Raw genomic sequence first — 11,819 nt, 5'->3', positions numbered from 1 at the left:
GAAAAAATTGTATTAGAAAAAAATTGAATAACCATACTACAACTACGAGGAAGAGTGAAGAGGTGAATGGAAATTGGAACAAACAATTTATATTAAAATGCGTAATCGATTAAAAGTTTCTCCTACGTATGAAGTAAAGCTGGGAGATGTTGCTCAACTTGCCGGAGATGCTGCAGTAGTTCAGTCGTTACAGGATGAGGTAATTTATAAAATTACAGCGCGTGATAAAACGCATGTTGTAATTGATGTTATGAAAATAATCGAGATTATTAGGCGAAAAGCTGCTCATATGCAAATTAATTTACTCGGTTCTGGACAAACTCTTGTTGAAATTATATATGAAAAAAAGAAAGTACATCCGATTTTTTTCGGACTTGTATGGTTGTTACTTTTCATTGGAGCAGCTCTTGCCATCATATATTTTCATGAAGATGTAAGCATGCAACAAGTGCACCAACGGTTATATTACATGATTACGGGAGAATTTAAGGCGCAACCACTTTTATTTCAAATTCCTTATTCATTAGGTCTTGGGTTAGGTATGGTTTTATTTTTTAATCATGTATTTCAAAAGCGTATTAATGAAGAGCCGAGTCCGTTAGAAGTGGAGATGTTCCAATACCAGCAGTCACTTGACCAATATGTAATTGTTCATGAAAACAAGGATAATATGAAACAACTTACCGATGATTGAGTCTGGATTCGTTATTTTAATTGCTTTAGCAGGAGGAATTGCTGTAGGTAGCGGATATGTTGCATTTTTAGCTGTGCTTGGTATAATCCCTCGTCTAGCTCAATTAACGAGAAGTGGAAAGCACATTCAATATTTTGAGTGGGCAGTTATTGCAGGTACATTAACAGGAGCTTGGTGTAGTTTGAAAAACATTACATTTCAAACGTCGCAATATTGGCTTGTTATATTAGGAATATTTTGTGGCACATTCATTGGAATGCTCGCTGCCGCATTAACAGAAGTGTTAAATGTTTTACCTATTTTAGCGAAGCGAGTAGGGGTAGAGGGGAAGATTGTTGTTTTACTCGTTGCTCTTGTACTTGGAAAAGTAATAGGCTCGTTGTTTCACTGGATTTATTTCGTAAAGTAGGAGGCAATATATAAATGACAGGGCGAAAACTAAAGGACGATTACGTAAATAAAGTGAAGGAATACCATCCGAAGCCAAATTATTTTATAAATTGTGTTAAGGCATTTTTTGTAGGTGGACTCATTTGTACAATCGGAGAAGTATTGATGAAATTTTATATACATTATTTTCATTTTAGTGAACAAGAGGCAGGGAATCCAACCGTCGCAACTCTTGTACTATTATCGGCGATTTTAACAGGTTGTGGTGTATATGATAAAATCGGTCAATTTGCTGGAGCAGGGTCGGCCGTACCTGTTACGGGATTTGCGAATTCTATGGCAAGTGCTGCGCTAGAGCATAAGAGTGAAGGAATTGTGCTTGGGGTTGCTACAAACATGTTTAAGCTAGCGGGAAGTGTAATCGTTTTTGGTGTTGTCGGGGCATACATTATTGGGTTAATAAGATATACTTTTAAAATTTTTATGTCTTAAAGGAGGGGCTAGTATGAGGTTGACAGGAAAACAAACGTGGGTATTTCAAAATGATATTTATGTGAATGCAACCGGTACTGCCGTCGGTCCAAAAGAAGCTGAAGGCCCTCTTGGAAAGGAATTTGATATTTCATATGATGATTTACATTGCGGAGAGGAAAACTGGGAGCTTGCTGAACGAAGATTAATGTCAGATTCTATTCAACAAGTCATGCAAAAAGCAAATGTAGAAACATCACAAATTGATTTCTTTTTAGCGGGTGATTTATTAAATCAAACAGTAACAGCAAATTACGTTGCGCGTAAGTGGGGAATTCCCTTTTTAGGCATGTTTAGTGCTTGTGCGACCTCGATGGAGACTTTAGCGGTCGGATCAGCCTTTATAGACGGTGGATTCGCAAATCGTGTTTTAGCGACGGTAAGTAGTCATAATGCAACAGCTGAAAGACAGTTTCGTTATCCAACAGAGTATGGGGGACAAAAACCAGGAACAGCAAATTCCACTGTTACAGGTGCGGGATCCATATTAATTAGTAAAGAAAAAAGTGCCATTAAAATTACGTCGGCTACGATTGGAAAAGTGCAAGATTTAGGAATTGCGAACCCTTTAGATATGGGATCGGCGATGGCACCGGCTGCGGCTCATACAATTCAGCAGCATTTTGAAGATTTGAAGAGAAGTGCCAATGATTATGATGTGATTGTTACCGGTGATTTATCAGCTATTGGGACACCAATTGCGAAACAACTGTTACTGGAAGAAGGTTATGATATTGGGCATATATATAATGATTGCGGATTAATGATTTATGATTCGGGTCAAGAAGAAGTATTTGCAGGTGGTAGTGGTTGTGCTTGTTCAGCTGTTGTCACATATGGTCATTTATTAAGCGAGATGCAAAAAGGGAATTTACAACGAATTTTTGTCGTTGCTACTGGCGCGTTATTAAGCCCGATGATGATGCAGCAGAAAGAAACAATTCCAACAATTGCACATGGTGTCGTATTTGAGAGAGTGAAGGGAGAGTGAATTGTGGATTTTATATATGCATTTCTTGTAGGAGGCGCTATTTGTCTAGTTGGACAAGTATTGTTAGATTTTGCAAAGTTAACACCAGCTCATTTAATGGCTACCTTTGTAGTGATAGGAGCAGTTTTAGATGGATTTGGATTGTACGATAAGCTTATAAAGTTTGCTGGTGCTGGGGCAACAGTTCCTATTACAAGTTTTGGACATTCCTTATTACACGGGGCAATGCATGCTGCAGAGAAACACGGATATATAGGGATTGGTATGGGTATGTTTAGTTTAACGTCTGCAGGCATTTCTGCAGCGATATTATTTTCATTTTTTATAGCACTTATATGTAAACCGAAAGGATAAATCAAATGAGACGAAGGGTTGTTTTGGTCACAGATGGAGATGAATATGCAAAGCGAACAATTGAGCTTTTAACGAAGGAATTTGGGGGAAGGTGTATTTCAGCATCACAAAGCAATCCAACCAAATTGACAGGGAAGAAAGTTGTTGAGCTTATTATGCAAACGCCATATGACCCTGTATTTGTCATGTTTGATGACAGTGGATTTATTGGAGAAGGATCTGGTGAAAAAGCTTTAAAATATGTAGCCACGCATAAACAAATTGATGTACTTGGGATTTTGGCGGTAGCGTCTAATACACATCATTGGGAATGGGCACGTGTAGATGTAAGCGTGGATCGAAACGGGAATTTAACGGAATATGGCGTTGATAAGTTTGGACTCCCAGATGGTGAAATTGGCAGAATTAGCGGAGATACAATTTATTGTCTAGATGATCTGAATGTTCCTGTCATTGTTGGAATTGGTGATATTGGTAAGATGTGTGGAAATGATGAATGGGAGAGAGGCTCACCAATTACTAAAAAAGCAATTCAGTTAATTTTGGAAAGGAGTGGGTTTTATGACGAAGCCTAAAAAAATAGATATCCCTATTTCAACTTTCATAAGTGACAATGAAAATTATTTAAAACAAACGGTTGGATTAGGCGTTACATTTGATGTTGGTATTCGTAAATTTCAAATTTTGAATAAAGAAATTGCTGTGTTATTCGTAAATGGACTTTGTGATACGAATTATATTATTCCTATTTTAGAAGAGGCTGTGGATACGAATGAAATAAGGGATGTTGAAGAAGATACAGTAAAGCTTTTAGAGAATCGTTTAATTCATCAGCAAGTGAGTAAAGTGAAAACGATGGATGAAGTAATGGTTCAAGCGTTATCAGGGCTTATTATTATATTTGTGGAAGGCGAAACAGAAGCGTTCGCGATAGATGTTCGAAGCTATCCAGGAAGAACACCGACAGAGCCGGATACCGAAAAAGTAGTACGCGGTGCGAGAGATGGATTTGTTGAAAATATCGTTGTAAATACAGCGTTAATTCGTAGGAGAATTCGAGATCCGCGTCTTCGAAACGAAATTATTCGAGTAGGGGATAGATCGCAAACGGATATTTGTATTACATATGTACAAGATGTTGCAAATCAAGATTTAGTAAAGATTATAAAACAAGAATTAAATAACATTGATGTTGATGGCATTACGATGGCGGATAAAACAGTGGAAGAATTTGTTGTAAAGCAAAGCTATAACCCATTCCCGCTTATTCGATATACAGAAAGACCGGATGTAGCAGCCAATCATTTATTAGAAGGACATGTTCTAGTACTTGTTGATACATCACCGAGTGCTATGATTACGCCAACAACATATTTCCATCATTTACAGCATGCAGAAGAGTTTAGACAAAACCCAGCTGTCGGTACATTTTTACGTTGGGTACGTTTTTTAGGTGTTTTATTCTCCTTGTTTTTACTACCATTTTGGTTAGTGTTTGTATTTGATCCAACTCTTTTACCAGAAAATCTTGCTTTTATTGGACCGACTAAGATGACACATTTACCAATTTTATTACAAGTATTAATGGCAGAGGTCGGGCTTGAGTTTTTAAGGATGGCTGCCATTCATACTCCAACGCCGTTATCGTCTGCAGCAGGATTAATTTCCGCTATATTAATTGGTCAAATAGCAATCGATGTAGGTTTGTTTGTACCAGAAGTTATTTTGTATGTAGCAGTTTCTATGATCGGTGCTTATGCAACACCGAGTTATGAATTAGGGCTAGGGAATAAGGTTGGAAAATTATTTGTTATTATTTTAACAGGTCTCTTCCATGAGATGGGCTTTGTAATTGGTATGACGATATTGATTTTATTTTTAACGTCTATAAAAAGTTTGCAAACACCTTATTTATGGCCGTTTTTACCATTTGATTGGGGCGCATTAACAAAAATTCTACTCCGTCCGACGATGTCTAGTTTAAAAGTACGACCAAGTATTGTAAGACCTCAAAATGTAAAAAGACAAAAATAAACGGGATTATACACCCGTTTATTTTTTTAGCAAAAATTTATTGTTTTTTAACAAAAATCAAACATTTTTTGTGTACACTTAGAGTAGATATTGTGTATGGAAGGGGAAGAGGACATGATTAAATTATTTGTAAGTGATTTAGATGACACGCTCGTTTACAATGTGAATGATATGCAAAAAGAAGATGAACGTGCAATTTGTTGGTTAGCTGAAAAAGGGACAAATATTTGTTTTGCCTCAGGCCGCTTTACTCATCGAATTGATGAAGTCGTAAATAGGTTTGCATTCCCGTACTACACAACGAGTTTAAATGGAGCGACGATGTTACTACCGGATGGGAAAATATTTCATGAATCAAGTTTTGAAGATGGGATTGCCCAGGAAATATATCGATATATCCATAAAAAGGGACTAGCAGATATTGTTTGTGCAAATGAGCAACGGTATACAAAAAGAAAAAATGAACATCATCATAATTTTGAAACGTATATGGGCGTGCATATTGCTGAAATAGAAGCATTAGAAGAGGAATTTGGTAAAACTGTACATCCTGCGAAATTGTTTGTTTTTGGGGAAGAAGAGACAATTGAAGCATTAGATCAAGAATTACGAGATACCTTTCAGAACGAAGCGGAAGTTTTTATGTCTGGTAAACGCTATGTTGACATTATGCCAAGGGGAGTAAGTAAAGGGAGTGCTTTAAGACGACTAATGGAACATTTGCAAATTGAAGCAAATGAAGTTGCATGCATTGGAGATTCTTTCAATGATATTTCTATGTTTGAAGTAACCCCGCATTCATTCACTCTGCATCATGCTCATCCATATGTGAAGGAGAAGGCAAATCATATAGTTCGTTCGGTTGAAGAAGCTATTATGAAATTGCCGTTACTTGTATAAAAAAAGAAGCTCGTCACTGACGAGCTTCTTTTTACTTGAATAAAGATTTAACAAAATCAATGATACTTGAGAAGAAATCTTTCACTTTATCTAGGAAACTTTGCCCTTCTTCAGATCCTAAAAAGGCAGAAACGTGTTCTTTTGCTTTATTTAACTGACTGCCAACTTGATTCCAATCGATATTAAGATTTTTCATTTTATCAAATAGCGCAACTAAGTTATCTAACTGTTCATCCGTTAATGTAATACCAAGTTGATCCGCAATTTTTTTAATTAATGAACGTAAATCTTCAGTTGTTTTTGGTTGTTCTTTGGCAATTTCTTCTTTAATTTTCGCAACAAGTTGAACTGCTTTTTCTTCACCAATTTTATCGCCGAGCTGGGATGTTTGCACCATTTCTTCATTGGCTACTTTTTTTACTTCCTCAGGAATTGCTTTGTTTGATGTCGTTTCATAGGCTTTCATTAAGCCAGTTAAAGCAGCAGTTCCAGAAACTTTAAATGGTGCAGTAATTTGAATTTCAGCATCTTTCACACCTGCTGTAATAAGTGCGTTTGTGTACATTGCATCTGTTATTGAATTAATGTTTTTTGAACGTACAATGAGACCAGAACCTGGCTTTGTGTATGTGATCATAGAAGAGGAAATTGCTCTCGTACCAATTTGAGCTTTTGGAACAATCCCTTCTAGAAATTTATGTTCTTCCGCATTAGACACAGTAATAATTGTAGCATCTTTTGGTGCTTTCATTTCTTTTAACAGATCTTGTTTTTGTTGTTCAGACAAGTTTTCTCCTAGTGTAACAATTGATTCTCCTTCGATGATGTCTGCAAACGAAGCTGTTGGCATAATAAATACTGCTACAGCTAATAGCAGAGCTAGTAATTTCGTTTTCACGAAAAATCGCTCCCTTTCTCTTTCTAAAATTTTCGGGCAACACAGTTATTATAGTATATATTTCTTATTTGTCACCTAGCTTTTTCCACATTTCAAAAAAGAAGTATGTAGATTGTCGGATTCTTTTTGTTTCTAGTCATGAATGTGGTAATATAGTGCTGAGATAGTTGAAAGGAGACATATACGTATGAAAACTTTAGGATACATAGTAATGGAAAATGGTGAAAAAATCGATTTGGAATTTTTCCCAGAAGAGGCACCAAAAACAGTAGAAAACTTTAAAAAACTAGCAGAGCAAGGATTTTATGATGGTGTGACATTCCACCGCGTTATTCCTGGCTTCGTAAGCCAAGGTGGAGATCCAACAGGAACAGGTGCGGGTGGCCCAGGTTACTCTATCCCATGTGAAACTGATGGAAATCCTCATAGACACCTTGTAGGATCACTTTCTATGGCTCATGCTGGCCGTAACACAGGCGGTAGCCAATTCTTTATCGTTCATGAGCCACAGCCACACTTAGATGGTGTACATACTGTATTCGGTAAAGTAACAAGCGGTATTGAAACAGTATTAAACATGCGTCAAGGTGATGTAATGAAAGAAGTTAAAGTTTGGGAAGAATAAGTGAATGAGAAAAGAGAGCTATTGCTCTCTTTTTTATTTTTAATAGGAATGGGGATTTCGTTTACGGTACATGATACAAGTAGTAATGTGATTGTAGTGAGAATATGTCGCTTATGAGAACAAAATTTTAACAAATCACATAGAATACATTATTAGATTACACATTTCAATAAAAGTTGTTTATTACATTCATTTTGCTAGAATTCATCTGCTCTAAGGTGATGAATAGTGAAGTGATAATGAGCGGTGGATGTTTCTTTTCACTTTCATATAACAGCGTTTCTTCTTTTATCTACTTAGAAAAAATAGTAATGAAACGTATATTTGACTTTCTTCTTTTCGCTTTGTATGATTATCAAGTTGTTTTAAGCTCTTCTCACTCTGTTGAAAATATTGTAAAATGAATGTGATATGAAAAGAGTGATTGAGGGGATTTAATAGTTTGTAACTTTTGTAAGAAGGGATAAGGGTTATGTTAATTCGTTTTAAAAAAAGTTATGAAAAGATTGCAATGGGGCTTCTTTCATTTATGCCAACTGAAAAAGATGTGAAAACATTACAATTGACTATGAAAGATTATGAAGCAAAGGATGATTGGCAATTGTATTTGTGGAAACAAAACGAAGATTTTGTTGGGATAATGGGGATTGTAAAAAAAGAGAATCAAGTTTTGGAAATTCAGCATTTGAGTGTGAACCCATCTCACCGTCATATGGGTATTGGGACGAAGATGGTTCAAGAGTTAAAGAGTAAATTTCTTGAATTTACAATTTGCGGAAATGAGCAAACAGCAAGTTTTTGCGAAAAGTGTAAAGGGCTTGAACAAAATATACATTCGTGAAAGCAGAGATAAGTAGTTTATTATCTCTGCTTTCTTTTTTGTAATTGTTCGTTTCGTTCAGCGATGACTTCTGTTCGATCACGTAATGTGTGCTTATGTATTATAAATTCATTAGAAGTAGCATTCACGTCTTTCCAAGGAAGGTTTTGTTTCTGACATAATTCTATGCAGTACTTTTCTAATGTTGTATCCGACAATGGTAAAAATAACGGTGTAAAACTTTCTTCTTTCTGGATAGATTGCAATTTATCTTTGAGTAAGAACAGGAGTTGTGCCTCATTTATTCCTAAACGAAGTAAATGTGCACTGTTTTTTTCTAAAATCGTTATGGCGCTTTTCATCATCTTCTCTGCGCCATTCCAGTTAGAGCGTCTGTGATGGTATAAAGAAACTGCAATTTGAATGAGGCCGACTAAATAATGATCCCGATTTCCTCTCGGTTTTGTTTTCCAATACTCTTCCAGTATTTCGTGGCATTCAAAATAATCATAATCTCCGTGAAAATGAATTAAAAACTGTATGTATTCGGTAGGATACATTTTCTTCGCCCCTATCTAACGGTTATAAGTATAAGTTTATCATAGAAATATGAACAATAAACGACTAGGGAATTTCTCCCTAGTCGTTTATTGTTCATATTAGCAGAAGCAAGCTGCCCCTACAATAATTAGCAAAATAAACAATACAACAAGTAATGCGAACCCACCGCTAAAACCACAATCAACGTGACCCATAGTTTTTTGACCTCCTACATTGTTCTTACTACACTGTTATCATATGAAGTGGTGGGCATGATGCCATAGGCATAGGTCTATTTTTAATTAAATTTCTTAAAAAGGTTGGATAGAACATGAGTATGCTCTATACTTATGTTGTTATAGAAAAAATGTGGTGGGATGCTTTGTGCAGTATAATTTTAAAGTAGAGGCTTTTGAAGGGCCTTTAGATTTATTGTTACATTTAATACATCGTTATGAAATTGATATATATAATATTCCTGTAGCGGAAATTACAGAGCAATATTTATCTTATGTTCATACGATGAAAGAACTACAATTAGATGTTGCAAGTGAGTATTTAGTAATGGCTGCAACGTTATTACAAATTAAAAGTAAAATGTTGTTGCCGAAACATGAAGAAGATGTACTTGATAACGGTGATGACTTTATAGATGATCCTCGTCAAGAATTGATGGAGAGGTTAATTGAATATAAGAAATATAAGCAAGTTGCTACTGAACTAAAAGAAAGAGAACAAGAAAGAGCACAGCTATATACACGTCCGCCAATTGATTTTACATCATTGCAACAAGAAGAGGAGACAAGCTTGCCTCTTGATGTTACGTTATATGATATGCTAGCGGCATTTCAAAAATTAATGCGTCGTAAAAAAGCAAAGAAACCTGTGACAACACGTATTACTCGTCAAGAAATACCAATTGAACAGCGTATGACGGATATTTTAAAGCAGTTAGAAATACAAGGTGGTCGTCAAAGTTTTTATGATTTGTTTGTTGATGATGAACGGGAAATAATGGTTGTAACATTTTTAGCGGTTCTTGAGCTTATGAAAAATCAACAAATCGTAATTGAACAAGAACATAATTTTGATGAAATTTTCGTATCAAGCTATACTAAATCTGCATAGAGTTAGTATGGAAAATGGGATAGAAATAGTATATCTCATGCTAGGTTTGAATGTATCGTTTGGAACAAGAGAAAAAATATTGAACCGAACGCATTGATTGTGATTCGGTTTTTTGATGTGTATTTTTATGGAGAAAATAGGAGGAAGGAGCTCGTAAGATGGATAGAACAGAACAGAAATCAATCATTGAAGGGCTTTTATTTGTTTCTGGTGATGAAGGGATTTCTCCTGAACAAATAGCAAAAGTCCTTGAAATTGAAGGAAACGAAGTAATCGATATTTTAGAAGAAATGCAAAAAGAATGTGAAGGTGCACACCGAGGTTTGCAAATTGTACAGTATGCAAAAGTATATCGTTTTGCTACAAAGAAAGAACATGCGTCGTACTATCAAAAACTAATAGATATCCCAACAGCTGCTTCACTCTCTCAGGCTGCGCTAGAAACGTTAGCAATTGTTGCATATCGTCAACCCATTACAAGAACTGAAATGGAAGAGATTAGAGGGGTAAAAACCGATAAGGCGTTACAAACGTTAGTATCACACTTACTTATAAAAGAAATGGGAAGAGCAGAAGGACCTGGGCGTCCGATTTTATATGGAACGACGAAAGAATTTTTAGACACATTTGGATTAAAAACATTAGATGATTTACCTCCGCTTTCTGAAGAAAACGAACAAATGAATGAAGCGGATTTATTCTTCGGTTCTTTACAAGAGATATCGAAATAAAAGCTTAGCATTTTGCTAAGCTTTTTTGTATATCAATTATATACCGTGCCATACTAATTGAAAAAAGGAGACGAGTTATGAGAGGTATACGAAGTGTTTTATTATTAGTTTCTGTTTTGTTATGCTTTTCTTTAAATAGTGCATCTGCCAAAAGGTATATGATGTCTATTCATACCGCGTCTCCTTTACATATGCAGCGGCAACATTTTGGTAAAATGAAAGTGAGTTTCTTAAAAGTTGGACAAGGTGATGCAACACTTATTATATTGCCAAATGGACAAACGATGTTAATTGATGGAGGACCTTATGAAGCTGGTGAGGTTGTTATCCAAAAACTAATTGAAAAAGGAATTAACCATTTAGATGCTATCGTCAGTACTCATCCAGATATGGATCACATTGGAGGACTCATTCCGATTGTAGAGCAGATGCCGGTATCACTTATATTAGATAGTGGAAAAACATATAGTTCTCTTACTTATCATACGTATCGAAATCATATAAAGAAAAGGGGAATCCCTTTCATTTCAGTAAAAGAGGGACAATACATACCGTTAGATCCGCATGTTTCCATACAAGTATTAAACAACGGGAAGTCCAAAGATGAAAATAATGAATCTTCAATTGTATTAAAGATTCGGTATGGTAAGGCAGATTTTTTACTAATGGGTGATGCTGATGTGCGAACGGAAACTGAAATATTAAAGCAATTTGATGTACATGCAGATGTGTTAAAGGTGGGACATCATGGCTCATATACTTCAACAAGTGAAAGGTTTATAAAGAAGGTAGAACCACAGTTCGCGATTCTTTCTTATGGTAGCAGAAATCCGTATGGACACCCGCATCAAAGTGTAGTGAGACGATTAAAACAGCGTGGTATAATGATGTATGGAACAAATAAGCGTACAGTAGAAATGGAAACAGACGGCGAACATATTACAATTGGGTCTAGCGGATTAATGCCATTACTTAAGTGATTCATACGATAGATGATATTGTTCCTTTTTGGAAAAAATGAATAACATATATTATAATTGCGAGAGACGTACTAAGTTTCCTTTTTGTTAAACAAAGAGGAAATTTCATTAGAATGTATAGACAACTACTCGTGCATATATTAAGATGGAATTAGGCGAATAAGGTAATAATAACAAGTAGGTATTTCATGGGAAAGGATCGA

Annotated in this window: 17 protein-coding genes; 14 read left to right on the top strand and 3 right to left on the bottom strand. The window is 35.7% G+C overall.

Going from position 1 to position 11,819, the window contains the following annotated elements:
• The first annotated feature begins 73 nt into the window (after positions 1-73).
• The 8 genes from spoVAA to MR083_RS06825 all read left to right on the top strand — a co-directional run bounded on the left by spoVAA (position 74) and on the right by MR083_RS06825 (position 5,894).
• Positions 74-694, top strand: coding sequence for a stage V sporulation protein SpoVAA (gene spoVAA, locus MR083_RS06860; protein WP_267497721.1), 621 nt, complete (start codon positions 74-76; stop codon positions 692-694).
• The gene (spoVAB, locus tag MR083_RS06855) at positions 687-1,103 is read left to right on the top strand and encodes a stage V sporulation protein SpoVAB (protein ID WP_000572932.1); all 417 of its coding nucleotides are present in this window, start codon (positions 687-689) and stop codon (positions 1,101-1,103) included. Before spoVAA ends, spoVAB begins: the two co-directional genes overlap by 8 nt.
• A gap of 14 nt (positions 1,104-1,117) precedes the next feature.
• Positions 1,118-1,576 (top strand): stage V sporulation protein AC, encoded by a 459-nt coding sequence (gene spoVAC / locus MR083_RS06850; protein ID WP_000147736.1) that lies wholly within the window; start codon positions 1,118-1,120, stop codon positions 1,574-1,576.
• A 13-nt stretch (positions 1,577-1,589) separates the two neighbouring features.
• On the top strand, positions 1,590-2,606 hold the full coding sequence (gene spoVAD / locus MR083_RS06845) for a stage V sporulation protein AD (RefSeq protein WP_001241152.1): 1,017 nt from the start codon (positions 1,590-1,592) through the stop codon (positions 2,604-2,606).
• 3 nt (positions 2,607-2,609) lie between these two features.
• Complete coding sequence (gene spoVAE / locus MR083_RS06840) at positions 2,610-2,960, top strand: stage V sporulation protein AE (protein WP_000345905.1); 351 nt, start codon at positions 2,610-2,612, stop codon at positions 2,958-2,960.
• Positions 2,961-2,965: 5 nt separating this feature from the next.
• On the top strand, positions 2,966-3,535 hold the full coding sequence (gene spoVAEA / locus MR083_RS06835; RefSeq protein WP_001254414.1) for a stage V sporulation protein SpoVABEA: 570 nt from the start codon (positions 2,966-2,968) through the stop codon (positions 3,533-3,535).
• The gene (gene spoVAF / locus MR083_RS06830) at positions 3,522-4,994 is read left to right on the top strand and encodes a spore germination protein SpoVAF (protein WP_000165588.1); all 1,473 of its coding nucleotides are present in this window, start codon (positions 3,522-3,524) and stop codon (positions 4,992-4,994) included. Before spoVAEA ends, spoVAF begins: the two co-directional genes overlap by 14 nt.
• 96 nt (positions 4,995-5,090) lie before the next feature.
• Complete coding sequence (locus tag MR083_RS06825) at positions 5,091-5,894, top strand: Cof-type HAD-IIB family hydrolase (protein WP_061183918.1); 804 nt, start codon at positions 5,091-5,093, stop codon at positions 5,892-5,894.
• Positions 5,895-5,925: 31 nt separating this feature from the next.
• Here the strand turns inward: MR083_RS06825 and MR083_RS06820 are convergent, their stop codons facing one another.
• Positions 5,926-6,792, bottom strand: a complete 867-nt coding sequence (locus tag MR083_RS06820; RefSeq protein ID WP_000850502.1) for a DUF1002 domain-containing protein — start codon at positions 6,790-6,792, stop codon at positions 5,926-5,928.
• Positions 6,793-6,979: 187 nt separating this feature from the next.
• On the opposite strand from MR083_RS06820, the gene MR083_RS06815 reads away from it, so the two are divergent.
• From MR083_RS06815 to ribT, 3 genes are all read left to right on the top strand, one after another.
• Complete coding sequence (locus MR083_RS06815; RefSeq protein WP_000853792.1) at positions 6,980-7,417, top strand: peptidylprolyl isomerase; 438 nt, start codon at positions 6,980-6,982, stop codon at positions 7,415-7,417.
• 221 nt (positions 7,418-7,638) lie between these two features.
• Positions 7,639-7,821 (top strand): hypothetical protein, encoded by a 183-nt coding sequence (locus tag MR083_RS06810; protein WP_033677996.1) that lies wholly within the window; start codon positions 7,639-7,641, stop codon positions 7,819-7,821.
• 68 nt (positions 7,822-7,889) lie between these two features.
• On the top strand, positions 7,890-8,258 hold the full coding sequence (gene ribT, locus MR083_RS06805; protein ID WP_016718416.1) for a GNAT family N-acetyltransferase RibT: 369 nt from the start codon (positions 7,890-7,892) through the stop codon (positions 8,256-8,258).
• A gap of 20 nt (positions 8,259-8,278) precedes the next feature.
• On the opposite strand, the gene MR083_RS06800 is transcribed toward ribT, so the two are convergent.
• Together MR083_RS06800 and MR083_RS06795 are read right to left on the bottom strand one after the other, a co-directional pair.
• The gene (locus tag MR083_RS06800) at positions 8,279-8,797 is read right to left on the bottom strand and encodes a DUF309 domain-containing protein (RefSeq protein ID WP_000283585.1); all 519 of its coding nucleotides are present in this window, start codon (positions 8,795-8,797) and stop codon (positions 8,279-8,281) included.
• A gap of 99 nt (positions 8,798-8,896) precedes the next feature.
• Positions 8,897-8,992 (bottom strand): YjcZ family sporulation protein, encoded by a 96-nt coding sequence (locus tag MR083_RS06795; RefSeq protein ID WP_000510194.1) that lies wholly within the window; start codon positions 8,990-8,992, stop codon positions 8,897-8,899.
• 169 nt (positions 8,993-9,161) lie between these two features.
• On the opposite strand from MR083_RS06795, the gene scpA reads away from it, so the two are divergent.
• From scpA to MR083_RS06780, 3 genes are all read left to right on the top strand, one after another.
• A complete protein-coding gene (scpA, locus tag MR083_RS06790) occupies positions 9,162-9,905 on the top strand; it encodes a segregation/condensation protein A (RefSeq protein ID WP_001199762.1) in 744 nt (247 codons plus the stop codon).
• Positions 9,906-10,063: 158 nt separating this feature from the next.
• Complete coding sequence (gene scpB / locus MR083_RS06785; protein WP_000376222.1) at positions 10,064-10,636, top strand: segregation/condensation protein ScpB; 573 nt, start codon at positions 10,064-10,066, stop codon at positions 10,634-10,636.
• 77 nt (positions 10,637-10,713) lie between these two features.
• Positions 10,714-11,616 carry a ComEC/Rec2 family competence protein gene (locus tag MR083_RS06780; RefSeq protein WP_001214101.1) on the top strand — a complete coding sequence of 301 codons (903 nt, stop codon included), beginning with the start codon at positions 10,714-10,716 and terminating at the stop codon, positions 11,614-11,616.
• Positions 11,617-11,819: the final 203 nt, after the last annotated feature.

This window comes from Bacillus cereus group sp. BfR-BA-01408, assembly GCF_022663305.1.
GTDB classification, from domain to species: Bacteria; Bacillota; Bacilli; order Bacillales; family Bacillaceae_G; genus Bacillus_A; species Bacillus_A pacificus.
Note: the sequence above shows the minus strand (reverse complement) of the source record. Positions and strands in the feature narration are given on the sequence as shown.